This window comes from Vibrio sp. Vb1755 (genome assembly GCF_033338635.1).
Classification (GTDB): domain Bacteria; phylum Pseudomonadota; class Gammaproteobacteria; order Enterobacterales; family Vibrionaceae; genus Vibrio; species Vibrio alginolyticus.
In genome coordinates this window covers 25868-49400 of sequence record NZ_JAWOTA010000004.1, presented here as the reverse complement: position 1 = coordinate 49400, position 23533 = coordinate 25868, and the positions used below count along the sequence as shown (strand labels likewise).

Sequence of the window (23533 nt, the reverse complement as noted above, 5' to 3'; positions counted from 1 at the left end):
CACAGCCTTTTGACGTATGATTATTAAGTCAGTCAATAAGCCAGGTGTTTTATATGAGAGTGTTGTGCCCGGAGTGTGGAAGCAAAAGCCGTATCCAAAAATCCAACCGCTTAACCAACAGTCATTCAGATTTGTATTGCAGCTGCAGTGACCCGGAATGTGGACATACCTTTGTGATGAATTTGTCTTATAGCCATACGTTGAGCCCATCGGCAAAAACGACAAGCCAACTGGCATTCAACTTGTGTAAGGCGTTGCCGCCAGAGGCACGGCAACAGCTCAAACACCAACTATCTATGTTATAAATTACTTCGACATAAAAGCAGTACTCTCCGTTTCGCAAGCCATCTCGATAATACTCAAGATGGCTTTTTGTTTTTTGGAGTCCAACTGCCCTTTCGCATCCGCCAGTATTAAGCCTGCTATGTATGCACCTGCCGCTCGAGTTCGCTCTGTCGCCTCACTATTTGCTACACCATCAATGACGATTTCTAAAGCAGACAACATGATATCGTTTTGATTTTCATTCGACATATCAACACCCTTACTAATTACCATTGAAATATACTGTATATACATACAGGATTCTACAGTGATTTTTGGGCATGATTCACTCATTACGAATTTTGTTTAGCCATGTCTGGGACAATCTGAGCAGGCTGCAACTACCTAATATATGGACGCAAATCTAAAATTTCGTGACTGATTGACTAACTCGAGAATAGTCTATACTTGCTAGACGCTTAAGAGTTCGATAGTAGCTGATAACGGCTGAGTATTGTCGACATAGGGCATAATTTGACATCGTACTTGTTGCTCATGTTAATAGGCTCTAGTAGTATTGGCGCACTCAAATCGGTTAAAAACACGACAAGATAAATCCATTCATCTTGTCAGTTTCTCTGACCTTATATATTTCAATGTACTAGGTGGCTAAATTTGCATATTGCAGCAGAGACCAAAGCGAACGGCTTGTTGGCTGATGTATTAGAATACATTACTACTGACACCCCATTGAACGAAATGGCAAAAGCTCGTTTTGTAAAAGCAGCAAAAGAATTGCCCTCGTATGAGCAATCTCTTTCTATTCTTGCTTTAATCTACACTGCATCTGGCGATAAAGAAAAAGCCAAATCTCTCTGCTTAGAGTGCTTGGAGGTTTTTGAACACCCAGCAACATTCAACAACTCCCTTACGACCTTAGCTATTAATGGTTTTCCTAAAACACTGCTGAGTTTAGCGTTAGATACTGTTGATAATGTGGAGCAATCAGGCTTGATTTATGCCTACGAGTTAATCGTCGATTGCTTACCAAATTATCATATCTGTTCGACTCTATTCGACGTTCTTAAGAAATGTAATTTCATTGAGGCGTACGAAGGTATGTATAACAGGTTATTATGTATGAAAGAAATCATGGACCATGGTCATAATACACTTCAGATTCCACTAGAAACCTTTGGTAGCGTAAGTGAGTTTGCAGCGCAAATAGTCGAGCAGAATCCACACCTAATTCTTAATAAATGCCGCATGTCTATTTCGCATGAGGGGGATTACATCAGTCTTGTTTATTTTGTTGAGATTGAATCTCAAGAGGTTCTAACTGCGGATTTAAACTGGGATTTAGGTGAAAAAATCATTGAAGCCAATTTGGATACGTTACCTTTAGTCGCTAGATTTGAGTCAGTGCGAGGAACAATGATCAAAATGAGAGAAGCATATGCCGGTTAAAGCAGAAGACTTTTTTGAGCAAGCCAAGGAACTTATGGCGTTAGAGCAAAACGAAATTAATATACGCTCATGCATAAGTCGCTGTTACTACGGTATGTACCATAAAGTGCTATCTATTCTGGATCACGAACAAATATTGTATCCCAATAAAGGCTATCACGGTTCACTAATACACTATCTTCAAACAGATGCAGCAAATGATGAAAGCCTTCCCTTTAACTCTTTAAAAGGGCTCGCTTATATGCTGAAACAAGAACGAGATCGAAGACAAGTAGCTGATTATGAACTTTCTGATGCTCCTGATCTAGAAAGTGCGCAAGATTCTATTAGTACCGCTGAAAGATGTCTCCAGCGATGTGACCTACTCGTACAAGATAACTCAACATCTACTGGAACTAATCCTTAAGTATCACATCAACGGCCAATCATCTTCCATCTCTGGGAAGAATAACGGGTCTGGTTGTTGATACTCTTGCTGTTCTGGTTGGACTAATGCCTGGTCCCAATCTTCAAAATTCATCCAGCTATTGTTTTCTGCAGGTGTGCGGGTAACTTCAACCAGCTGAGCTGGACGAGCGTTGCGGTACTCATAGATCTCCGCTGCGCGGATTTGGATACTAGTCTCATTATCAATGCGTAAACTGCTGCCTTTTAACAGTGCTGCCAGTGCCGGTTCATCAATATTCGGCGGATTATTCGCCCGACTATTCACAGGGGCTAAAATTCTGGTTAGCTGATCGCTTACCGGTACCTCGTGATACTCCTTACAATTATTGACAGAACTCCGAGAATTAAACCCTAGGTTTCTAATATTAAATATAAGCAGAGCTCTCGCTCTGCTTTCTTTGCGGAAGGGCTGTTTAAAATCAAGTCATTCGTTAACTAAATGGATCTGTCAGATTAGAAGAGAATACGAGCCCATTAAGCTGGTTTTGTTCACACATAGCCTTGAGCCTCTCTGTACAATATAAGTTGCTAGCCCCTTCTAATCTTGATTTAAAGATCACTTTATCTTTCACATCATCATCAATGAATGCAAGAACCTCTAACCCATCAGGGCTTCCATATGAGATCCTCTCTACACACTTTTGTCTATCTTCTTTTCCAAAAGTCAGCGATGTATATAAATACCATTGTTCATCTTGATAGTTGACAGGTAAAAAATCCCCGCTTTCAGATAAGCAACTATTTAGAGCTTCATATGCCCTCGGAGATAAAACAAGATATGTTCGTAACCATAAGCTAATATCAGGCAATACAGAGTTATCGGTTAATACATCTTCAAACTCGACCTCCGCAGGCTTCCAAATATCTTTCAGAGATTTATTTTCAACAGCCTGCAATAAGATTCTCTCAAAATAGGCGAAATCCCCCAACTGGGTAGCTATTTCATCTGGGCCAGAACATACCGACTGAAACTTAGTTAAATCATCTGTAATTTTATAAACCGTCATCATCCTTTCCAAACTTCATTCTTAGCTTCCAAGACCTCTTTAGGGTAGGTGCCACTCTTTAACTCCATTTTGACCCGAAGTAAGTTAGCCTCAAAGTGCTGTTTACTCGGAATACCCTTCGAAAATTTGGAACTAATCCAAGTTTCATAATTAAATGTATGGATCGAACGGTGAGCCGGAGACTTAGGTGCTTCCCAGTTAAAGTCCGTATGTTTTGCATAATTTGTTAACCAAACACCATTTACGGGCGCATTAATGCCAATTTTATGCATGTGCAAATTTAATCTTGCGGCTCTCATTTCTGCTTTTCTAAACCTTCCCGAGCCAGGAATGATATGGTGAGGCTCATGGTTTTTAGTTGGTTTAGGCTCTCCTGCAGCGGTTAGGTTATTAGCTAGTTTCGTCGTCGGATGATGCTTTTCAACGAACAACTCTTTCGCATTTTTTTTTAAGTTTTCTGCGGAGTATGATTGCAACTTAGATTGCATATCTTCAACTCGAGCATGAGCAATGAGTTCAATCCTCATTTTTTTCAAAAACCTCAAGTCTTGTGCTTCAAACTGCAATCGTTTTGCTCTTTGCTGTTCAGTTTCACCCGCAGGTGGAGCCACACGATACTTGCTATAGAAATCGTCGACTAACGCATCAAAACGATCTAAGGCCAACTCAGCTGCAGTTGGATTACTAGGACGATTCGTTTTTCGTCCAACTATACTCAAATTATGCTTCATACTCGTATCCCTCGAACAAACAAAGCCGTTGGATAACATTCACATAACTGACGAGCAAATAATCAATAGCCTTTATGTGGCCTACAGCTCAGATTTTTATGCAAGAAATAGCACTTTAAATCAACTTTAAGAAATAGCGGTTCACTACTCTAACCTTTAAGTTCTTATGACGACACAAACTGGACTAAGTCAATATTGGAAAAAGCCGCCCTTCGAGATAATCTGCCGTAATGCTATACCAATAAGAAAGCTCACTTTCATCAACTTCCATATGTGGTACAGGTTCATGTAATAGTGATTGCCAATAGGACTGATTCTCTTTAAATCGCTGATATTCAGATTGATAGAAGTGGCTCGCGTCTTGTTTTATATCGCTCAGGTCCAGATCTCTACAATTCAATGACCACCCTCTTGCACCAGCAGCCCAAACCATAAACTTGTCTACTTTATCCTTAGCCAGTTCTCCTTCAAACGTAATGCAGAAGCGATTGCTCGTATTCACGTGCACTCCCCTGCTATGCAAGTTCTGACTCAGCTTTTCGGCCTGCTTTTCCAAACGGATGATTCTCTGATAAAGCTTGTTCTGATATTCCTCAGATTTCTGCTGCTTTTTGGCGATCGCTTTGGCCTTGATGGTTTGCTCTTTGGCATTTCGTAGCTTACGGATTTGCCGCTTGATTGGCTTTTTCCATTGCTCAAGTTTGTATCCCAACTCCTTAATTATTGCGGTCATATTGCCAGCTTCAAACGAAGCAAGAGTTTCCCAGGCAGGAGCTCTTGAGCACTTCGCGATATTGTATCGATTTCCCTTGATTAGCCCTTGGTCAGCATTTTCACCTTTAGCGGCATAACCGACTGCTTTGATAATGTAAGAACCGGCGGCTTTTGGCTTTTTGATTCGCTCTAATTTCGCAAACCCGTGCCCCCATATCTTTTCAAGTCGCTTAGCCCAAGGACTAAAGAGATGCTCTGGTACTGTCCAACGTAGCAAAATATGAACGTGTGGATTAGGCTCTCCATCTTCATTGGCTGGACACTCGGCTACCCATATGTAATGGAAATCAGCAGGCAAGTTAGTCGGGCCAATATCGCTGGGTTGAGCATGTTTAGCAACTTTCTCCTGGGATAAGCTGCAATACTTTCGTCCACTATCTTTGTCAACTTGGATGGTATGATCCGCAACCCAGCCGCGTTGATACATTTTCTTTGCGCCATCAAGAAAACGAGAGACTTCTTTACCTATCGTTGTCTCTAAGGTTTTTTCCATCGAGAACTCTTGCTTGGGCTTTTGTTTAAGATCGCAATACGGCCCGGCTATGACACTGCCCTGGTTCATAGCTTTAACACGCTTACTATCTAAGGTTGGAAACAGCCAGTATTCTCCACCAATATCCGTGATTGGTTGGTCAACTTTCTTTTCACCACGCTTAGGATGTACTGTCACCATGTTGCGCTTATAGATTATTGGATGATGCGCCCCCATGCTGACACACTCACTTCCATCCAACATTCCACCGAATATGGCCATTCGTTGTGCCTTGGTGAAAGTCAGTGTGAGAAAAGTAGAGAAACCACCATGGCAAGCTGCGGTGTAAGCCCCTGCCTCAAAGATTCTAGAAACTGAACGGGACGTCAGCTTTTCCGAGAACCTCTTACCACTATTTTCCGAAGGCGCAGCACTAGATGGCGTTTCGGTTACCGCCTGAAACTTATAAGTTTCATTCCAAGACCGGTGCATTAGCTGCATTGAAATAGGAATCTTTTTAGGTTCGCCTTGTCCTCGTTTTCCATTCTGATTGAGAATGGCAGGTTTGGAGCGCTCGTTCGTTTCATACAAAGCATCATGGCTAAAGTTGGCGTCGGCATTGCTGATGATACTTTTAGGGCGTAGAGACTTGCTCAGACTCATCAACTGCTTAATTTGCTTGTCTTTTCTGTGGCGAAATTTCTCTGTCGGACTTTTGCGCCCTTTGACTAGCCTATACTCTTCGGCGGTTCTCGCCGCCGCTTCGCGGTCGTGTTCCGAGAGGTAATTTACAGATTTATAGAAGTCAGTTCGCTCTTGAAGATCTCGCTCACGCTTAGACTTTCGATTGGGAACGCGGTCATATATCGCTATTTTTTTGACCATTCTGCTATCCAGAAGCGCTTGTTCTTGGTCTGAGTAAATTTTGGAACCTAAAAAACCAGCATTATAGCTGGCGTCATTATTTTTGATTCGGTCCAGGGGCATCACTGCCCCACCGATATAGAGAAGGTCAGACTGATTCATGCTCTATCCCTAATTTTTCTTTCGAAAACTTAACGAATAGTGTCTGTGTATCAGGAGACTTCAGAAAAACTTCGACCTCTTCGAGTCGAATAGTCATAGTTATGCCCCATCCTTCCGGCCCAGCAAAATATGCAATAGCACACTTTTCATATGTCTTTGTTCGTCCTTCCAAAATTTGAATGACATCATCACCGACACTAACTGAAGTGATCCTTTTATTTTTCATACCGCCTCCAGTTCTTGGGTCGTTACCAACATAAAGCCGCCTTTCCCATTGCCTTTTCTCAAAACGCCTTTGGTTAAATGAATGCAACTGAGGGATACACACGCTTGTTCGATCGCTTGGTCTAGCGAGTCGAAGTCGCCAACCGTTACATTGGCAACTTCTTGAGTGTCTTCATGACGGATAACACCGCCAGCTGGACAAAGCATTATTGCGGCGTATTGCATGACTCGTACTCCTGTTCTTCTAAGTAGCGACTTGCCTCATCAATAAAAGAGCGCCCGCCTTCCACCGTTAACTCTGCATCGATAGTCGTGTATCCAGCAGAACGCGTAATCTCATAGCCAGCTTCGATGCAGTCACAACACTCTTCCAATCGGTCTTTCAACATTTTAATTAACTGGTTGGCTTCACTCGAATTATTCCTCATGCTGCATCCTCCGATTCAATTTGATCACGGCGAACAGCAATGCGTTCAATCAGGTAATCTTCAATGTTCAGTAGCTCTTCAAGCGCACGCTCTTTATCAACCAACACAACGTTGTGAGCGTGATTCGTTGTGTTTTCGTCGAACACAATCACGTTGAGAAGGCTCATTTTTGATGAGTACTCGATACGAATACTGATGACGCCTGAGCTATCCAACGCCAAAGCGAACAGACTATTGATGGTTGTTTGGATAGCGAGTTTGTTTGCAACTTCATTTAGATTCATCTTTTATGCTCCTACGCTAAGACGAAAAAAAGCCCCCTGTTACAGGGGCAAAGGCTTGGAGAATTAATGCGTACTACTGAGTTGGTAATGCTTGAGGCGTCGAACGTCACCAAGATTGCGATCGAACAACGTCGCGATTTCTTTAATCTGTTGCATGCCGTTACGGATTTTTTGAAGCTCCAAATCATTAAAGCTTTCAAACTCTCGCACATGCTCCGATGCTTTCAGATCACCGGCGACTAAAACCATACCGCGAAAACGTGGTGGCATAGCGTCCCACAATTTTTTCAACTTGCCGCGTGTCGCGGAACCATTGAACAAGGCTTTACAAGCGGCAATGCTCTCGCTGGCATTGGGTATTTGCTTTTGGTGTTCTTGTTGAATAGCTAGCTGACTCATTGGTTCTCCTTAGGCTAAGCCTGGAAGTGGCGCACCGTTGGCTAGGAAATCTGTGCCCATTTGCATGAGTGGCTGAAAGCCAGTGGTGCGGTTTTCTAAATCGTTGACGAACAAAACCAAGTTGCCGATGGCCGCTTGAACTTTGGCAATGGTTTTGCGCTTTTGACTGCGAGGTAAACGGTCTGCGCTGCACATGTGCATTGCATCGCTAGACAGCTCACCTGAATATTGGTTGTTAAGTAACGTGCGCTCTAAAAGGTTCTTCTCTTCGCCGTCTTGAGGTAACTGAACCGTCACGACACCTAGGTCAGCAAAGAGTGTGTTCACAATGGTGTAATCGCCGGATTCTTTACTCAGCAATGCCAAATCCACTGGGTCCAGTTTGTGAGGCTGTTCTGGATTTAGCTTGTTACGCAGCATTCTCCCAGTTAGGCCGATGCGTGGAGCCAGCTTTTCCATATTATGATTGATAGCGAAGTCGCAGCATGCAGCGTTAAAAGATTGCTGTTTGCGTTCGCGGAATCCGCACATAGCGATATTTGCGTCCATGCTCCACACTCTTACATGAAAGGCGGTACGAGAATGACAACCAACGCGAACACATTTAGCCATATTGGACTGTGCGTTTTGGTTGGAATAAGAAAGGAAAAGCTCATGACTTAACCCAACGCTGCAATGGCTTCACGAGCCGCCATTTCATGCATGGCAACCATGTTAATCAGTGGTTTATCGCGGCGTTTGTCTTTTGGCTTGATGATGACGCGACCTTCAGTCACGTATTGTTTGATGGTCCCCATAGGTAAACCAGTAAGGCGTGAGTATTCTTCGTAAGTCACATATGGACTTAGTGGAGGTATCTTGTACGTTAACATGGTGATATCCTTGTATTTATGTCTATCTTCTTCGGTTGTCTCTTGCTTTGGTCGGCGAAACATCCGAAAACAAGCTTAGTATTGATCCGATTTTTCGTACGGTCAACGCATTTTCGTACAGAATTGAAATCAATCACATAATGGTGAACGATTATGAGTGCAGAATTGGCTATTTTTGATTACATCAAAGGCGAGGCATTCACTGACAAACTAAAAGAAATCAATGGCGTAAATTCTCTTGGAGAACTGGCGAAGATATATGGTGTACCTAAAACCACTTTTAGCACTTGGAACTCACACAACAGAAACTCACACGAACTGGTTGTAAGAACTCATTTACGTACGGGCATCCCGGTTAAAGAGCTGATTCTTCCCAACGACTATCCTGAGACCGAACTACACCACTCTTTTTGGGGTAATCAAAAAGCGCCTGAAGCAGAGGTGACTTCATCTAGTCCAGAGTTACAGAACCCTCAGCTAGCCGTCGTAGCGATTAAGAGCTTCTGCCTCACAAACGGTCAAATTGTGCCAACTGGAGAAATTCCATATGCACAACGCATATTTAACTCTTGGGATTTAGAAGTGAGCAACGTCATTGAAATCGAGACAAACGACGGCCGCTTTCTGGTAGATAAAAAACAGAACGATGCAGTGAGTGGCGAGTATTTGATTGATATGAATGGGCGTATGTCTATCAACCATATTCAACGATTACCCAACAAATTAGCAATCGTATTTGGTAACTCGACGGTTGAAGTATCAGACGAAGATATAAAAGTAATTGGCCGCGTAGCTGTGACGCTGGAGAAGAAATAGGTGGAGAAGAACTCCAATAACTCCCTGTGGTCAGATGAAGAAATGAAAGACTCTGTCAGTGGGTACTTGCAGATGCTTACTAATGAACGGGCTGGCATTAAGTTCAACAAAGCACAAATCTACAGAGACCTCAGCCAAAAATACAATAGAGGTGCAAAAGCATATGAGTTTCGAATGCAAAACATCTCTTATGTTTTCGAACTTCTAGATCGCACTTGGGTTACGGGCTTAAAACCTAAGCGTAATATCACCGCTCAGCAGGTTAAGCTTATTGAACAACTTATCGCGGACATAGAGAACACCCCCTTTGAGGGCAAAGCAGTCTTTGAAGCTGAAGTGCGTGATACTAGTGAGAGTAAAAGCATGGAAAAGCCGGAAGGAAATGCTCGGCCTTCTACGTCGATAACCCAAACCACTACATATACAAGAGATGCAAAAGTTAAAGCCTGGGTTCTTAGACGTGCAAATGGTACCTGTGAATGCTGTAACGAACCAGCCCCTTTTGAAACGGATGAAGGTAAGCCCTTCTTAGAAGTTCACCACTTAATTAGGCTGGTAGATAACGGAGAAGACAAACCAGAAAACTGTGCTGGCGTTTGTCCAAACTGCCACAGAAAGCTACATAGTGGCAAAGGCCGTCAAGATCTCACAAAGAACTTATTAGCAAAGATTGAAGATAAAGAAAGCGGCTTATAGCCGCTTTCTTTACATAACTTGCACTAATTTTGCCTAGATTTTCGCCTTCTGACCCATTCTACTTCATCTACACCAATTCGGTTGAAGTCACCAACTATACAAGACACTTTATTTTGTATGTCTAAGTCTTCTAAGTCACCAATCCAATAATATTTTTCGCCTTGCACGGATTCAAATATGACCGAGCCATCATCTTCGGAGGCTTCAACTTTAGCTAAGCCTTTAGCATCAAATTCTATATCTTCTAGTTGATAAAACTTTAAATTGGTTTTCAGATGAACGTATGATTCTTCCTGAGATATATCAGGAGCTATTAGATCATATTCACCGTTGTTTATAGTCAATTTAGCAAACAAAAAATTCCGCTTGTTCCTAACCCTAGCAGTATCACATTTAGGCATAACACATAGAAAGTACTGTTCTCGATCTACAGATTTAATCAAAGTACCTTGCGTCAAGTAGGGAAAGCCTACTCTCTTATCTTTATATGTGCGTCGAAACGCAGTTAAAGCAGATAAAGCTTGAGATGACAACCGAGTTGCACCTTCTTCTAAACCAAACGCACCAACAATATTTTCAAGGTTGGATATACTTTTCACAATCAATTTAGCTCTAGAGTTACTGGTCTGGCTCTGAATCGCTTTAAACAAACCGCTTTTGCTTACTGTAAATCCGTGCTCGAATGACTCTAAAAAATTTGTTTTACTAAAGGTTATTTCTTCATCATTATCACCACTAATCTTAGCTTTCTTGTGACAAGAAGAGTATTTATCTTCAACCCAATCCTTAACTTTCTGATACCCAAGAGTTTGTCGGTCAACTTGAGCTAAAGCCAAAATATTTCTCAAGTACGAGGCATAATTCTCAAGCATTAATACTTCAGAGTCCTCCGGATTTGGTAGCAGTGAACGATGAGCTAGGTATCCGGCATCCAAATTAGAATCAAACCTCGCTAACAGTGCCCCAGTATTTTGTCTAACGGTAGTTGCGGCTTTCATCGCAAAAGCGGGAACCAACCCATCAACAAGAACAGCAAATTCTCCCAAAGCTTTTTGAGGTAATTGTTTTTCAGAAACAGGTCTAAGAGCATTCAAAGCTATATCTTTGTTATAAAAGACTATATTTAAATGTTCTGTACTGATGGTATAGTCAGCATCTCTTTTTAAACTAGTGTCTTCGAGGTAAGTCCATAGCTCATCTCGCATTTGATGAAGGTTTGACTCTCCTGTGTAAATGACTATTGTTCTTAGTCTGCCTCCGGATTGTATATCTTGACTTAATATTTGCTTAACAATAGCCTTACTATACCTTGAATCATGATCAACAAGCATCCAATCTAAAATGACGATATCCGCTGTAGCTACTACTTTTTCAGCTTTAAGCGCAAACTCTTCTGGTTGCTCACCCTCTACGATCTTAGGTTGAAATATTCCCGCGACAAGTCCCAAATCATAGAATGCGCTTGTTAAATCTAACGTGTTAAGCCCATGAGTAACTTCTTCAGGCTCATCAACAATATCGTCCTCAAACTCATGTTCAAGTTCAACTTCGGCAGCCATTGGGTTATTGAAGTCCTCAGGTTCTTCAACTGTCCCGACATCCATGTTCGTGCGATTTAAACCCGCCCCATCGTCTATAATTAAAACAGTTTGAACATATTCACTAACGATACCCCTACAATGTTCTTCAAATGCAGACATCATCCTTGCTCCATATTTCTTTCACTAATAACAAAACATGGAGAGTCATCTGCACCTCCACTAGCTAACTGGATATCAAATCCCTCATGATTAAGAGATTCTTTACTAATAAATAAGCCCATACCGCGACCATCGGACTTTCTAGAGAAAGTAAAATCAAATATTCGGTCTCTGTCTATCAACGCTATCGCAGGACCGTTGTTGCTTATTAGCAACTGGTCGTTTTTAACATCTAACTTAATTAATTTTTCTTGATTTTCGCTTTCAGTCTGAGTGTTTAACCAATAAATAGCGTTATCTACAACGTTAATGAATACTGGCAAAAATGATGATGGAAATACGCGAGTTGTTTTAACGATAAACTCTTTAGTAGAGAGTAACTCAATATTATGGCGCTTTAATCGCTCATCAAAAATATCTCTTAGATAGTTGTCTATTTCTTTACCTGACAGGTCAATCTTGCTGCGGTATAAACGACGATTTAATGGAGTAAACATTTTTAAATAGCCATCTAAGTGTTCAAAGCTATGGCTAATATTTTTGTACAATCCACCTAATTTAGGGTTTTTGTCAGCCCATGGTTTAAGCGAACGTATAGAGTTCCTAACATTTCGAGCCGTACTACTAAATTCATGCTGAATAATGCCTAGGGACATACCAAGTTGGGCAAATTCATAGTATTGATTTAACGACTCTTTTACTTGCTCATTTTCATTTTCTAAAGCGGTAAGGATATCAACAGAGTTTGACCCGTCGTCTTTAATATCGTTTAGAACAAACTCAACTGTCTCGCGCAACTTGGTGAAGTAACTTTCAGTCTGGTTATTAATCTCCTCAAGCTTATGTTCCCAGCTCGATATCATCGCCATAGACTCTTCAGGACTGTAAGTATCTATGGCTGTCGAGTTTATCGCTGTCATTACTTCAGCTAAAGCTTGCGTATATTCGTTAGACTTTGCTCTTGCTTTTTCTTTCACTACCAAATCTATTTTGCTTACATCACCTTTAAGCTCACTTCGATAGTTGGAAATTGCTTTGGTGAGAGATTTTTTTTCTTCCTCTACGAGTTCGTTTACACGTTCACGGACAGAAAACGTTAACCCATTCGTAGATATATACCCAGTAATTAAAGCATCGACTTCTTTTTTGGTTGGTTCAATTACATCTTCGTTAAGCTTCACTCTGTTTTTGAGATATGACTCCCAATCTTTTTTCGCAGCCTTACTAAGACCAATGTTTGGCTTAGTGACTTTTATCAGTTTATCGAGTTCTTTCCATTTTGAGGAAACAGTGGATCGAAGAGATGAAATGAAATGATATTTCTTTTTATCATCCCAAATATCAGATGATTTTTTTAGCTCCGAACTTACAAAAGAATTTATAGCTTCTGCTTCAGATAAGTAGAATCCGTCGGAGAGCCGTTCGAAAAACTCATCAATCTCCCTGTTAAATAGTTCCTTTTTATAAGCAACCTGTTTTTTCCGTTTTTCTAGTGCATCTTTTTCAGCTTTCGCTACCTCTTTAAACTCATTTTTAATTACAGCAAATCTGTCATTTACCGAGTTATCTCTAAAGAAGTCTTTTGCGAGCTGCACAAAAAAGTTAACCAGAATATTCTTGAACTCTTGGTAGGCTATATTTTCTATTAAGCCCTCACGGCCCGCTTTTTCTATAAGACGTGAATTGATATCGTGATCAATTTCTATCACTCCAAACATCAACCGATAGGAGAAGAAGTTATCTGAAGCTCGCTTAGTTCTTCTTTCTTCAAAGCGCAAAAAATCGAATTCTGGTTTACCATAGGGAAGTACGCGGATACCGTCCTTATAAAGGTAGAGTCCACCATACTTCTCGACTTTGTTTTTGATTTCTAAATAAGCATCAGAAGGCACAAAGCTTTCCGCTGCCTCACCTTGAATATAGGTAAACTTAATTTTAAATGGACCACACCTAGTTTTTGAGCCATAACTTTCGTTCCAGTTGATGATATGCTCTTGAGGCTCACCTTTATATACTGACACTGTGCCTTTAAACTGACCAAACTCGTCAAACTCACCTTGGATGAAGTGGTCTCCATCATGAGCATCTTCTTTGGAAAAAAAGCCTTTCTCAATCAACTCCGACGGGTCTGCATTTCCTTGATGCAAACGAAATTTAGTTTTCAATACTTCAGTTTGGTCTGATGACAAAGTGTTAGAAAAGCCTACTAGAATTTTCTGAAGTTCTGTGGTCCCTTTGTCGTTTGGCTTGACATCTAGAGCCAAAGTTTCATCACAAGGCATGATGATGAAGTGTGTGCCTCGTCCAAGACCATCAAGTATGGGAAGAGAAGTATCTGAATCCCCTTCTCTTTGTCCTTCTTCCCAAGTACTTTGCGATTTTTTTTGTAGGTTCTTAAACAACACATCAGGAGAAAAAGAAAATAGCTTAATGTCTTCTTCGATTAGATCTAAATATGAAGGCGGAATAGCGTCACCGAGGCTTTTTAAGTGTCCAACTAGTTCATTGGCCATCGACTGTATATCTTGCGAAGACGGTAGTTTTCCTTCAGGAAACGTGCGAGTAGGAATGACAATTTCCGAAATCCCAATATCGGGAATTTCAAATTGACTCCAATGGATAAGTGCCACGACCATATCATGCATACCGTCTTCACGTTCTGCTCGACTAAGCACGAGCACTTGTCGCCCTATGGAAGCAATGGCCAGTCGTCCGATGCCTTTTTCGCCCATGAGCTTGCGCTCGGACATTCCTTCAGGAATGTAATCAGATTTTCTATTAACCCCAAACTTACTTGAAGTACCGATGGTCAGCCACTTCTTGTTAAAGTCTTCCTCGGTCATCCCAATACCGTCATCTCTGAGGGTAACGAGGTTCTGATCTTGGAAGTAGTCGATTTCTGCGTGGGTGGCATATGCATCATGAGCATTTTTGAATAACTCATGTATAGCTGTTGGGATACCCGCTATTTGCTGCCTTCCGAGCATGTCGACAGCCCTAGCGCTTACATTCATTTGAGCCATTTGTAACCCAATCTCAATATCTTAGACATAAAAAAGTGCCTAACATTGTAGGCACTTTATTTAATTCAATCTACTGCATATATCACTTATCAGTACTTTACCAAGTAACGGTGGTACTGCATTGCCGATTTGCCGAGCTTTTTCGGTTGAGCTTCCATAAAAATTAAACTCGTCAGGAAACGATTGTAACCTCGCCGCATGTCTCAGCGTAATACCATGATTAAGCCAAGGATGAACAAAACGGCCTTTTGAAGGGTTATTACAGCCAGTGGTGATAGTATTGCTTGGCAGATGGATTAAAATACGCCCATAAACGTCTTTATGACCTTTGTACTCACCAGAATGACATTTTAGTCGGTGCTTTTCTCCAGCATCTTCGCGACCACCATTAAGGGGAGTATCTGAAAACCGCTCCATCATCTTAGCAGTAGGCTGCATGTGAACATTACATGGATCATCTTCTTCAACCTTTGTGCCAGATGTAAGAGAGCTAAGAAGCTTCATCGTTTGCTCATATGAGTACTTCGTTTTATTCTTAAAATACTCTTCCCAATACTGTTCGTATAAGTCTTTAGGAATTTTTTCGAAAACACTAGATGCAGTTTTCCATAGAGGGCGCTTCCCACTAGCTTCAGAAAAATGAGTTGGCTCAGGAGGGAAAATATACTCATCATATCTATCTAAATCTTGGCGCAATCCATAGATAAAGACACGCTTTCTATTCTGTGGTACTCCATAATCTCTGGCGTTCACAATGCCACAGAACTTGATGATATAACCTGCATCTTCAGCGAGAGAGATAAACTTATCTAAAAAGTCTTTATGGCGCTCCCACAGCAAGCCTGCGACATTCTCAACTAAGAAAGCTTTGGGATTGAATTCATTAACAAACTCAAAATATCTAAGCAGTAGAGCATTACGAGGGTCGTTAACACCAGCACCTTTGATACGATGAGTAGAGAAGCCTTGGCATGGAGGGCCACCCAATATCAAATCTAATTCCCCCTTCTTTAGATTTAAGCTCTCTCTTAGCTCTAAAGGATCTACATTGTTGATATCACCAAAGTCTTTTCCGGCACGTAAGTCAATTTTTTTATTGCGAGCGTTGATAAAGTTTTCTTTATATGTGTGAGCAGCCGCCTTATCAAACTCGATAGCTGCAAGCACGTCTACCCCTGCATTAAGTGCAGCAAGTGTAAAACCACCGGCGCCAGCAAATAAATCTATCGCTTTAATTGTCATTCAAACCACTCATAAAAAACTTAGCCGGCATATTCTACAGACTTACTTGTAAATTACCATTATTGGTTAGCATGATAGATTACAAATCAAACTAGTTTTCCAAATTCATTATACTTCTGAAGATTGATGTTCATATCTCATTGGTTAAACTGTATTTATATACAGCCAAAATACTACTTACTATGTCAATCCGCAACTTAAAAGATGGAAGCAAGAAACCCTGGTTATGTGAGTGTTACCCACAGGGTCGAGCAGGGAAACGTGTTCGTAAACTCTTCGCCACCAAAGGTGAAGCCGCTGCTTTTGAACTCCACTTGATGAAAGAAGTGGATGACAAGCCGTGGCTAGGGAGTAAACCCGATCACCGTCGATTATCTAACTTGGTGGAACTTTGGTACACGCTCCACGGAAAGAACCTAAAATCTGGCGAACATACTCGTCTACGCTTAGAGAATATGGTTGAAGACTTAAGCGATCCGATCGCAGCTCAACTAAACTCGAAACACCTCGCGACTTACCGAGCAGCCCGCATGAACAAGGGGCGTGGCCAAGAACACAAAGAACTTTCTATTGCATCTAACAATGTGGACTTTGGATTGCTAAAAGCGATGTTCAACAAGTTAATAAAGCTTGGTGAGTGGAAGCTACCAAATCCGGTTAGCGGTATTGAGGCAATCAAAAAGCCTGAGTCCGAACTTGCGTTCTTGACCGAACAAGAAATTCGACACCTGTTCGAGGTGGCACAGGAAAGCCCTCTTGGCGATGAGTTAACGAGGATATATAAAGTTTGCTTAGCGACTGGCGCACGTATCAGAGAAGCGATTTATCTGAAGGGTTCTAACCTAACTAAATACCGTATTACCTACAACAACACCAAAGGTAAGCGCAACAGAACAGTACCGATTTCTGAAGAGTTGTATAACCAAATTTATAAGCCAACCAATGACCGGCTTTTCACTTGCGGTTACGGCGTGGCATATAAGTGGCTAATTAAAGCACTACCCCATTTACCGGAAGGTCAAGCGACTCACGTCTTACGTCATACTTTCGCGAGCCACTTTATGACCAATGGCGGCAACATTCTGGTGTTGAAAGAAATCCTGGGCCATCAACACATCGATCACACGATGATCTATGCGCACTTTTCACCAAACCACCTGAGTGATGCCGTACGTTTTAACCCACTAACAAATATTAGTATCTAGCCGCCACTCATGGCGACAAAATGGCGGCATAGGTCTGCTTTCTTCGTTATTCATAAGTCACCGTCGGATTGACGTGTTCCTTACACTCTATATATAGCAAGAGATAGCGACGATTGGAGAGGTTCGGCAAGGTTGCGGGATATAATAAAGCTTTATGTTCATTCCACTAACCTAAAAAGAAAAAGGAGCCAGTACGGCTCCTTCGTATTCTATCGCTAAATGTGAGTATTTACGAATTACTCAGCTTGATCTTCAGCGCGCGCTGCTGCTTCTTTGATTAGAGGCTGCAGTTCACCTTTTTGGAACATTTCTAGAATAATGTCACAACCGCCGATAAGCTCACCTTCAACCCATAGTTGAGGGAAAGTTGGCCATTGCGCGTACTTTGGTAACTCAGCACGGATATCTGGGTTTTGCAGAATGTCTACGTAAGCGAACTTCTCACCACATGCCATTAGTGCCTGTGACGCTTGAGAAGAGAAACCACAGCTAGGTAGTTTCGGTGATCCTTTCATGTACAGCAGGATTGAGTTTTCAGAGATCTGCTGTTTGATTTTGTCGATAGTTTCCATCGCTTCCTCATTCATGGGTTTGAACTTTATTTATTTGCCACATTCTACTCAATAACGACAGAATAAAAACCATATAATTAATAAGGCTTAATTTTAGGTTGCTCATTGGCGAGCAATGCAGCACTTCACCACTGCTAACCTCTTAAAATATTTTCATATCGGGGTTTTAATAAAGTAAAAACTTGCTAAAATACTTAGCAAGTCAGCCTTAAAGGCGACATAGCTATAAAAAAACACTGGAAGCAATCGAAAGGTCATCCTTTCAAATCAATGGAGAATCGAGTAATGGCATTTGAACTACCAGCTCTTCCTTACGCGAAAGACGCACTAGAACCACACATCTCAGCAGAGACTCTAGACTACCACCACGGTAAGCACCACAACACTTACGTTGTTAAGCTTAACGGTCTTATCCCTGGTACTGAGTTCGAAGGCAAAACTCTAGAAGAGATCATCAAGACTTCTACTGGTGGCGTATTCAACAACGCAGCGCAAATCTGGAACCACACGTTCTACTGGCACTGTCTTGCTCCAAATGCGGGCGGCGAGCCAACTGGCGCAGTTGCAGACGCAATCAACGCAGCATTCGGTTCTTTTGAAGAATTCAAAGCGAAGTTTACTGATTCAGCAATCAACAACTTCGGTTCTTCATGGACTTGGCTGGTTAAGAAAGCTGACGGCTCTCTAGAGATCGTTAACACTTCTAACGCTGCTACTCCTCTAACAGAAGAAGGTACAACACCACTTCTAACTGTTGACCTATGGGAACACGCGTACTACATCGATTACCGCAACGTACGTCCTGATTACATGAACGGCTTCTGGGCTCTAGTAAACTGGGACTTCGTAGCTGAGAACCTAGCGAAGTAATATACTTCCCCCTAAGTTCAATTTAGTCTTATTCAAAAGCCCGCTATTTAGCGGGCTTTTTTGTTTCGCCTTCCCTAGCACCTTTAAATAATTCCCTCTTTTACTAAAGTTTTTCTTATCCACGCCGTTAAAAGAGCATCGAGCGAGGAACATCATGCAAATTCATACGTTAGACAAAGCTGCAATTATCAACGAACTTCAGTTCGGTAATGGTATTAACCATGCCGTACACGAAGGTCGTCGTGCGGATTTCTCGCTGATTCTGTCTATGTTCTCTAATGATGTTCGCGATGTGGTCCCAGTTGAAGAGGTCCAGGAAGTCATCACCAGTGACAGTATTCTTCGCCAACAATTGGGTTTATCGCAACCTCAAGCTCTTCGTTCTGATAGCAGCAGCTATGAACTCGCAGCTGAACAAGCGAAACAGTTTCACGATGCAGGATTGCCTTCCGCAAAGCTGAGCCATTACCTAAAACCAGATGCGCTGACTTACCTGCCTGAAGACACATTCAACCTACCAGAGGAGGTTTATCACAACCTATCTGGTCATGAGCGACGCAGATTGGGCGAACGCAACAAACAACTGATCCCAGATGCTGGGCTATATAATCAGCTAGTGACGGCTCAACGTCAGCATCAAATTCAAGCTAAAGCATAGAGATCCGCTTTTTATCCAATAGCTTGCAATACCTACACGTCAGAAATGTGACATCTTACAAATTACCGCACAATAGTCCTCACTCGAAAGCGTTAGTTTGAAGCCTTTCACACTGAACCCAACGAATTTCAACCATGCTATTAGCACAAACCACTGGTGTATTGTTTTTCACATATGGATACAGTGAAGGTGCTATGGATATCAAAGAATCAATTATTCTCGTCACGTCTGCAGGTTCGGTTATAGGAAGAACCTGTGCAAATCACTTTGCTCACCTTGGAGCAACGTTGATTCTTTGTGACCAAAATTCTAGCGCTTTGAGAGCGAGCTATGAGCAAATCAGCGCTTTCACTGACAAAGTGTATGCGATGAATGTGTGTAGTGATAACACAACGTCCATTAACTTATTGTTTGACCAGATAGAATCACAGCTACGTGCGACACCAGATGTGATTGTTAATTGCTGGACCAGCTCCCCTATGCCTGGCTTAATGGCGCCAGAACCAATGAGTACTTACATTGATCACTTGTCGTCTGCGGCACGCTTCCTTTATACCTACGGCCAAGTAGGAGCAGAGCGCTTTCGAGCCAGAAACAAGAAAGGCGTCATTGTTAATGTCATTTCTCATGACAACCATGAAGACTTTACGGGAGTTGAAAGCATGGCGGCGTTGGTGTCCGGTTTTACTCACAGCTGGGCAAAAGAACTCACACCATTCAACATTCGAGTGGGCGGCGTTATTCCCTCGGTAAATCATACAAAAGAAGAGCTCAACGAGAGGCACTGGGCTGAGATCCAAGACGAACTAGTCCGCAACACAGCATACATCGTCGCGAATGAATACTTCAGTGGCCGAGTAGTTGCGACCGAAGTGTAAGCATACACAGCAACTCTGTTTTCCCGAGCCAGATGTAACTCCTGCACCAAAATAAAAAAAGCCCCAGTCATTTGACTGGGGCTTTAACCTTTTCCCGATTAAGGTTCCGTGCTAGCGAAAACCTTGCTCACTCGATTTTTTAATTACGCGTCAGCTTTTTCTTTCTTTGCTTTAGGTGCTGCTTTTGCTGCTTCTTGGTCTGCTTTCTTCTTGATAACAGTTGTACCTTCGAAAGTTTCGCCTTCAACAAATGCTTTACCGTAGTAAGAAGCCATCAACACATCTTTAAGTTCGCTGATTAGAGGGTAACGTGGGTTCGCACCAGTACATTGGTCATCGAACGCTTCTACCGCTAGCTCATCCAGTTTCGCTACGAAATCTGATTCAGCAACACCTGCCGCTTGGATAGACATTGGGATGTCTAGGTTAACTTTTAGTTCATCCAACCATGCTAGTAGACGTTCAATCTTCTGAGCAGTACGGTCACCTTCTTGGCTTAGGCCTAGGTGGTCAGCAACTTCAGCGTAACGACGACGTGCTTGTGGACGGTCGTATTGAGAGAACGCAGTTTGTTTAGTTGGATTGTCGTTCGCGTTGTAACGTACCACGTTAGAGATAAGTAGTGCGTTAGCTAGGCCATGTGGCAAGTGGAACTCAGCACCCAGTTTGTGAGCCATTGAGTGACAAACACCTAGGAATGCGTTCGCAAATGCAACACCAGCGATAGTAGCTGCGTTGTGTACTTTCTCACGAGCGATTGGGTCATTTGCACCGTTCGCATAGCTTGATGGTAGGTACTCTTTTAGCATCTTAAGTGCTTGAAGAGCTTGGCCATCTGAGTATTCGTTAGCAAGAACAGAAACGTAAGCTTCTAGAGCGTGAGTTACGGCATCGTAACCACCAAATGCTGTTAGAGACTTAGGCATGTTCATTACTAGGTTCGCATCAACGATTGCCATGTTTGGCGTGATTTCGTAGTCAGCTAGTGGGTATTTCGCACCAGTCTTGTCGTCAGTAACAACCGCGAATGGAGTAACTTCTGAACCAGTACCTGAAGTTGTAGTGATACATACAAGCTCAGCTTTTTTACCCATTTTAGGGAACTTGTAGATACGTTTACGGATGTCCATAAAGCGCATTGCTAGTTCTTCAAAGTGAGTTTCTGGGTGCTCGTACATTACCCACATGATTTTCGCTGCATCCATTGGTGAACCACCGCCTAGCGCTAGGATAACGTCAGGTTGGTAGCTAGCCATTTGAGCCGCACCTTTTTCTACTACAGACAGTGTTGGGTCAGCTTCAACATCGAAGAATGTTTGAACTTCCATGCCTTGAGCTTTTAGTAGGCTTACTACGTCATCTGCGTAACCGTTGTTGAATAGGAAACGGTCAGTTACTAGGAATGCACGTTTCTTACCTTCTAGGTCGCCCAGTGCGATTGGAAGGCTACCACGACGGAAGTAGATTGACTTAGGTAGTTTATGCCACAACATGTTTTCAGCTCGCTTCGCTACAGTTTTCTTGTTGATTAGGTGTTTAGGACCTACGTTCTCAGAGATAGAGTTACCACCCCAAGAACCACAACCTAGCGTTAGAGATGGCGCAACGTTGAAGTTGTACAAGTCACCGATACCGCCGTGAGTAGTCGGGATGTTGATTAGGATACGAGCTGTCTTCATCTTGTCACCGAAGTAACGGATACGATCAGCGTTAGTATCTTGGTTAGTGTAAAGACCAGATGTGTGGCCGATACCACCAATCTCAACCATAGTTACCGCTTGAGCAACCGCGTCTTCGAAGTTGTCAGCACGGAATAGACCTAGAGTTGGAGATAGTTTCTCGTGAGCGAATGCGTCATCGTGAGATACTTTGCCCAGACCTTCACCAACAAGAACTTTAGTGTCTGCTGGAACTTTAACGCCTGCCATTTCAGCGATTGCTGCTGCTGGCTGACCTACGATTTTCGCGTTTAGCGCGCCATCGATAAGAAGCACTTTACGAACTTTATCAGCTTCTGCTTTGCTTAGGACATAAGCTTTGTGAGAAGCAAAACGCTCTTTCACTTCGTCGTATACTTCATCAACTACGATTGCCGCCTGCTCAGAAGCACATACTACACCGTTGTCGAAAGTCTTGGACATAAGGATAGAAGCAACAGCACGTTTGATGTCTGCTGTTTCATCGATAACAACAGGAACGTTACCTGCACCTACACCGATTGCTGGCTTACCAGAAGAGTATGCTGCTTTAACCATGCCTGGACCACCAGTTGCAAGGATAAGCGCGATGTCATCGTGTTTCATTAGAGCGTTTGAAAGCTCAACAGAAGGCTGGTCGATCCAACCGATGATGTCTTTTGGTGCGCCTGCTGCTACTGCTGCATCTAGAACGAGTTTAGCTGCATCGTTAGTTGAGTTTTTCGCACGTGGGTGTGGTGAGAAGATGATACCGTTACGAGTCTTCAAAGAGATTAGAGATTTGAAGATCGCTGTAGAAGTTGGGTTAGTCGTTGGTACGATACCGCAGATGATGCCTACAGGCTCAGCGATAGTCATAGTACCTAGGTTGTCATCCTCTTCTAAGATGCCACACGTTTGTTCGTCTTTGTATTTGTTGTAGATAAACTCAGAAGCGAAGTGGTTCTTGATTACTTTATCTTCAACAATACCCATACCAGATTCTTCTACCGCTTGTTGAGCTAGCGGGATACGGGCCTGGTTAGCTGCAAGCGATGCTGCACGAAAGATTTTATCTACTTGCTCTTGAGAGTAAGTAGCGAACTCTTCTTGCGCTTTCTTAACGCGAGCAACCATTGCATCTAGTTCAGCCATATTAGTTACAGGCATAGGGAATCTCCTAAAATTAACAAATATTAAAAACTTTTTACTAAGGCTATTACTTATCGTTTTTACTGTTTATCAGTCACTTAGAAAACAAACGTCTTAGTAAATTGCTTTCAGGACTGAGTATAATATTTCAGAGTGTGAAAAAAATTGACTTGGATCAGTTCTCACCACCTAAATACTACCAAAGTGGTGCCTCATCACACCAAAATGACATAAATCACTGATAAACAAATAAATTAACTTTCATTTTTTATTGAGTAAAAAAGAAGCAAATGGACAAATAAATAAAAGAAACTACAACAACCTGTAAAAAAGTTTCATTTTTAACCAACAAAATTACATGTAGGCCCAATTCTTTGTGCTACTGAGAGTATATCGAACCGAATACATCTCTCTACAAACCACCTTGGTTTTTATCAAAAATGTGCGAATGTTAACGTTTATGTAAAACAGCGCAATTTATCAGCAACTTTATACGTAACATTTCCTTTCCAGATTAGATACAGTTTATTAAAGAATTAGTTTTTCTCACTTAAATGGCAGGGAATGCGTTAGTTTTTTTCATTTCTTACAACCTAACTTTTGCCTTACATTACGCCCAAATTACCCCTTCTCCTTTTCACTAATGTGA

The 23533-nt window shown here is 42.1% G+C and carries 25 protein-coding genes; 9 read left to right on the top strand and 16 right to left on the bottom strand.

The window, feature by feature from the left end; translation table 11 throughout:
- Positions 1-53 precede the first annotated feature (53 nt).
- Positions 54-305: an ogr/Delta-like zinc finger family protein gene (locus R7E00_RS05865; RefSeq protein ID WP_079765352.1), complete on the top strand. Its 252-nt coding sequence runs from the start codon at positions 54-56 to the stop codon at positions 303-305.
- A gap of 1 nt (position 306) precedes the next feature.
- Here R7E00_RS05865 and R7E00_RS05860 read toward each other — a convergent pair whose 3' ends face one another.
- A complete protein-coding gene (locus R7E00_RS05860; RefSeq protein WP_373272015.1) occupies positions 307-534 on the bottom strand; it encodes a hypothetical protein in 228 nt (75 codons plus the stop codon).
- A gap of 405 nt (positions 535-939) precedes the next feature.
- On the opposite strand from R7E00_RS05860, the gene R7E00_RS05855 reads away from it, so the two are divergent.
- Positions 940-1731 carry a hypothetical protein gene (locus tag R7E00_RS05855; RefSeq protein WP_140305231.1) on the top strand — a complete coding sequence of 264 codons (792 nt, stop codon included), beginning with the start codon at positions 940-942 and terminating at the stop codon, positions 1729-1731.
- On the top strand, positions 1721-2137 hold the full coding sequence (locus tag R7E00_RS05850; protein WP_133280139.1) for a hypothetical protein: 417 nt from the start codon (positions 1721-1723) through the stop codon (positions 2135-2137). Before R7E00_RS05855 ends, R7E00_RS05850 begins: the two co-directional genes overlap by 11 nt.
- Before the next feature lie 3 nt (positions 2138-2140).
- On the opposite strand, the gene R7E00_RS05845 is transcribed toward R7E00_RS05850, so the two are convergent.
- The 10 genes from R7E00_RS05845 to R7E00_RS05800 all read right to left on the bottom strand — a co-directional run bounded on the left by R7E00_RS05845 (position 2141) and on the right by R7E00_RS05800 (position 8396).
- Entirely contained in the window at positions 2141-2443 is a 303-nt protein-coding gene (locus tag R7E00_RS05845; RefSeq protein WP_133280138.1) for a hypothetical protein, read from the bottom strand.
- Between the two features lie 166 nt (positions 2444-2609).
- Positions 2610-3188: a hypothetical protein gene (locus tag R7E00_RS05840; protein WP_309303542.1), complete on the bottom strand. Its 579-nt coding sequence runs from the start codon at positions 3186-3188 to the stop codon at positions 2610-2612.
- Positions 3185-3916 carry an AHH domain-containing protein gene (locus tag R7E00_RS05835; protein WP_086484683.1) on the bottom strand — a complete coding sequence of 244 codons (732 nt, stop codon included), beginning with the start codon at positions 3914-3916 and terminating at the stop codon, positions 3185-3187. Before R7E00_RS05835 ends, R7E00_RS05840 begins: the two co-directional genes overlap by 4 nt.
- A gap of 184 nt (positions 3917-4100) precedes the next feature.
- Entirely contained in the window at positions 4101-6188 is a 2088-nt protein-coding gene (locus R7E00_RS05830) for a hypothetical protein (protein WP_318124413.1), read from the bottom strand.
- A 222-nt stretch (positions 6189-6410) separates the two neighbouring features.
- Positions 6411-6638, bottom strand: a complete 228-nt coding sequence (locus tag R7E00_RS05825) for a hypothetical protein (RefSeq protein WP_318124412.1) — start codon at positions 6636-6638, stop codon at positions 6411-6413.
- The gene (locus R7E00_RS05820) at positions 6620-6841 is read right to left on the bottom strand and encodes a hypothetical protein (RefSeq protein WP_318124411.1); all 222 of its coding nucleotides are present in this window, start codon (positions 6839-6841) and stop codon (positions 6620-6622) included. The genes R7E00_RS05825 and R7E00_RS05820 overlap by 19 nt, the downstream gene beginning before the upstream one ends.
- Positions 6838-7125 carry a hypothetical protein gene (locus R7E00_RS05815; RefSeq protein ID WP_133280134.1) on the bottom strand — a complete coding sequence of 96 codons (288 nt, stop codon included), beginning with the start codon at positions 7123-7125 and terminating at the stop codon, positions 6838-6840. Before R7E00_RS05815 ends, R7E00_RS05820 begins: the two co-directional genes overlap by 4 nt.
- 63 nt (positions 7126-7188) lie before the next feature.
- A complete protein-coding gene (locus tag R7E00_RS05810) occupies positions 7189-7524 on the bottom strand; it encodes a hypothetical protein (RefSeq protein WP_140337505.1) in 336 nt (111 codons plus the stop codon).
- Between the two features lie 9 nt (positions 7525-7533).
- On the bottom strand, positions 7534-8073 hold the full coding sequence (locus R7E00_RS05805) for a phage regulatory CII family protein (protein WP_104971994.1): 540 nt from the start codon (positions 8071-8073) through the stop codon (positions 7534-7536).
- A 110-nt stretch (positions 8074-8183) separates the two neighbouring features.
- Positions 8184-8396, bottom strand: coding sequence for a hypothetical protein (locus tag R7E00_RS05800; protein ID WP_017821157.1), 213 nt, complete (start codon positions 8394-8396; stop codon positions 8184-8186).
- A gap of 153 nt (positions 8397-8549) precedes the next feature.
- Here R7E00_RS05800 and R7E00_RS05795 point away from each other — a divergent pair, with 153 nt between their 5' ends.
- Together R7E00_RS05795 and R7E00_RS05790 are read left to right on the top strand one after the other, a co-directional pair.
- Positions 8550-9212 (top strand): helix-turn-helix domain-containing protein, encoded by a 663-nt coding sequence (locus R7E00_RS05795; RefSeq protein ID WP_318124410.1) that lies wholly within the window; start codon positions 8550-8552, stop codon positions 9210-9212.
- On the top strand, positions 9213-9908 hold the full coding sequence (locus tag R7E00_RS05790; protein WP_318124409.1) for an HNH endonuclease: 696 nt from the start codon (positions 9213-9215) through the stop codon (positions 9906-9908). It abuts the gene before it with no gap.
- Positions 9909-9931: 23 nt separating this feature from the next.
- Here the strand turns inward: R7E00_RS05790 and R7E00_RS05785 are convergent, their stop codons facing one another.
- Genes R7E00_RS05785 through R7E00_RS05775 form a run of 3 tightly spaced genes read right to left on the bottom strand, consistent with a single transcriptional unit; the run spans position 9932 to position 15873 of the window.
- Positions 9932-11611 (bottom strand): response regulator receiver domain, encoded by a 1680-nt coding sequence (locus tag R7E00_RS05785; RefSeq protein ID WP_318124408.1) that lies wholly within the window; start codon positions 11609-11611, stop codon positions 9932-9934.
- Positions 11608-14631, bottom strand: a complete 3024-nt coding sequence (locus tag R7E00_RS05780; protein ID WP_318124407.1) for an ATP-binding protein — start codon at positions 14629-14631, stop codon at positions 11608-11610. Before R7E00_RS05780 ends, R7E00_RS05785 begins: the two co-directional genes overlap by 4 nt.
- A 60-nt stretch (positions 14632-14691) precedes the next feature.
- Complete coding sequence (locus R7E00_RS05775; protein WP_318124406.1) at positions 14692-15873, bottom strand: DNA cytosine methyltransferase; 1182 nt, start codon at positions 15871-15873, stop codon at positions 14692-14694.
- Positions 15874-16055: 182 nt separating this feature from the next.
- Between R7E00_RS05775 and R7E00_RS05770 the strand changes: the two genes are divergently transcribed.
- On the top strand, positions 16056-17078 hold the full coding sequence (locus R7E00_RS05770) for a tyrosine-type recombinase/integrase (protein WP_318124405.1): 1023 nt from the start codon (positions 16056-16058) through the stop codon (positions 17076-17078).
- 236 nt (positions 17079-17314) lie between these two features.
- Here the strand turns inward: R7E00_RS05770 and R7E00_RS05765 are convergent, their stop codons facing one another.
- Positions 17315-17650: a Grx4 family monothiol glutaredoxin gene (locus tag R7E00_RS05765; protein ID WP_017635833.1), complete on the bottom strand. Its 336-nt coding sequence runs from the start codon at positions 17648-17650 to the stop codon at positions 17315-17317.
- A 285-nt stretch (positions 17651-17935) separates the two neighbouring features.
- Between R7E00_RS05765 and sodB the strand changes: the two genes are divergently transcribed.
- From sodB to R7E00_RS05750, 3 genes are all read left to right on the top strand, one after another.
- A complete protein-coding gene (gene sodB, locus R7E00_RS05760) occupies positions 17936-18520 on the top strand; it encodes a superoxide dismutase [Fe] (RefSeq protein ID WP_005396533.1) in 585 nt (194 codons plus the stop codon).
- Between the two features lie 154 nt (positions 18521-18674).
- Positions 18675-19178 carry a VC2046/SO_2500 family protein gene (locus R7E00_RS05755; RefSeq protein WP_033907342.1) on the top strand — a complete coding sequence of 168 codons (504 nt, stop codon included), beginning with the start codon at positions 18675-18677 and terminating at the stop codon, positions 19176-19178.
- 134 nt (positions 19179-19312) lie between these two features.
- Positions 19313-20056, top strand: a complete 744-nt coding sequence (locus R7E00_RS05750; protein WP_005380732.1) for an SDR family oxidoreductase — start codon at positions 19313-19315, stop codon at positions 20054-20056.
- Between the two features lie 143 nt (positions 20057-20199).
- Here R7E00_RS05750 and adhE read toward each other — a convergent pair whose 3' ends face one another.
- A complete protein-coding gene (gene adhE / locus R7E00_RS05745) occupies positions 20200-22902 on the bottom strand; it encodes a bifunctional acetaldehyde-CoA/alcohol dehydrogenase (RefSeq protein ID WP_005380731.1) in 2703 nt (900 codons plus the stop codon).
- Positions 22903-23533 lie beyond the last annotated feature (631 nt).

Excerpts from the sequence above, each read along its gene's own strand:
- R7E00_RS05865 (WP_079765352.1), top strand. The coding sequence starts at position 54 with ATGAGAGTGTTGTGCCCGGAGTGTGGAAGCAAAAGCCGTATCCAAAAA.
- R7E00_RS05860 (WP_373272015.1), bottom strand. The coding sequence starts at position 534 with ATGTCGAATGAAAATCAAAACGATATCATGTTGTCTGCTTTAGAAATC.
- R7E00_RS05850 (WP_133280139.1), top strand. The coding sequence starts at position 1,721 with ATGCCGGTTAAAGCAGAAGACTTTTTTGAGCAAGCCAAGGAACTTATG.
- R7E00_RS05840 (WP_309303542.1), bottom strand. The coding sequence starts at position 3,188 with ATGATGACGGTTTATAAAATTACAGATGATTTAACTAAGTTTCAGTCG.
- R7E00_RS05835 (WP_086484683.1), bottom strand. The coding sequence starts at position 3,916 with ATGAAGCATAATTTGAGTATAGTTGGACGAAAAACGAATCGTCCTAGT.
- R7E00_RS05830 (WP_318124413.1), bottom strand. The coding sequence starts at position 6,188 with ATGAATCAGTCTGACCTTCTCTATATCGGTGGGGCAGTGATGCCCCTG.
- R7E00_RS05825 (WP_318124412.1), bottom strand. The coding sequence starts at position 6,638 with ATGCAATACGCCGCAATAATGCTTTGTCCAGCTGGCGGTGTTATCCGT.
- R7E00_RS05820 (WP_318124411.1), bottom strand. The coding sequence starts at position 6,841 with ATGAGGAATAATTCGAGTGAAGCCAACCAGTTAATTAAAATGTTGAAA.
- R7E00_RS05815 (WP_133280134.1), bottom strand. The coding sequence starts at position 7,125 with ATGAATCTAAATGAAGTTGCAAACAAACTCGCTATCCAAACAACCATC.
- R7E00_RS05810 (WP_140337505.1), bottom strand. The coding sequence starts at position 7,524 with ATGAGTCAGCTAGCTATTCAACAAGAACACCAAAAGCAAATACCCAAT.
- R7E00_RS05805 (WP_104971994.1), bottom strand. The coding sequence starts at position 8,073 with ATGGACGCAAATATCGCTATGTGCGGATTCCGCGAACGCAAACAGCAA.
- R7E00_RS05800 (WP_017821157.1), bottom strand. The coding sequence starts at position 8,396 with ATGTTAACGTACAAGATACCTCCACTAAGTCCATATGTGACTTACGAA.
- R7E00_RS05795 (WP_318124410.1), top strand. The coding sequence starts at position 8,550 with ATGAGTGCAGAATTGGCTATTTTTGATTACATCAAAGGCGAGGCATTC.
- R7E00_RS05785 (WP_318124408.1), bottom strand. The coding sequence starts at position 11,611 with ATGATGTCTGCATTTGAAGAACATTGTAGGGGTATCGTTAGTGAATAT.
- R7E00_RS05780 (WP_318124407.1), bottom strand. The coding sequence starts at position 14,631 with ATGGCTCAAATGAATGTAAGCGCTAGGGCTGTCGACATGCTCGGAAGG.
- R7E00_RS05775 (WP_318124406.1), bottom strand. The coding sequence starts at position 15,873 with ATGACAATTAAAGCGATAGATTTATTTGCTGGCGCCGGTGGTTTTACA.
- R7E00_RS05770 (WP_318124405.1), top strand. The coding sequence starts at position 16,056 with ATGTCAATCCGCAACTTAAAAGATGGAAGCAAGAAACCCTGGTTATGT.
- R7E00_RS05765 (WP_017635833.1), bottom strand. The coding sequence starts at position 17,650 with ATGGAAACTATCGACAAAATCAAACAGCAGATCTCTGAAAACTCAATC.
- sodB (WP_005396533.1), top strand. The coding sequence starts at position 17,936 with ATGGCATTTGAACTACCAGCTCTTCCTTACGCGAAAGACGCACTAGAA.
- R7E00_RS05755 (WP_033907342.1), top strand. The coding sequence starts at position 18,675 with ATGCAAATTCATACGTTAGACAAAGCTGCAATTATCAACGAACTTCAG.
- R7E00_RS05750 (WP_005380732.1), top strand. The coding sequence starts at position 19,313 with ATGCTATTAGCACAAACCACTGGTGTATTGTTTTTCACATATGGATAC.
- adhE (WP_005380731.1), bottom strand. The coding sequence starts at position 22,902 with ATGCCTGTAACTAATATGGCTGAACTAGATGCAATGGTTGCTCGCGTT.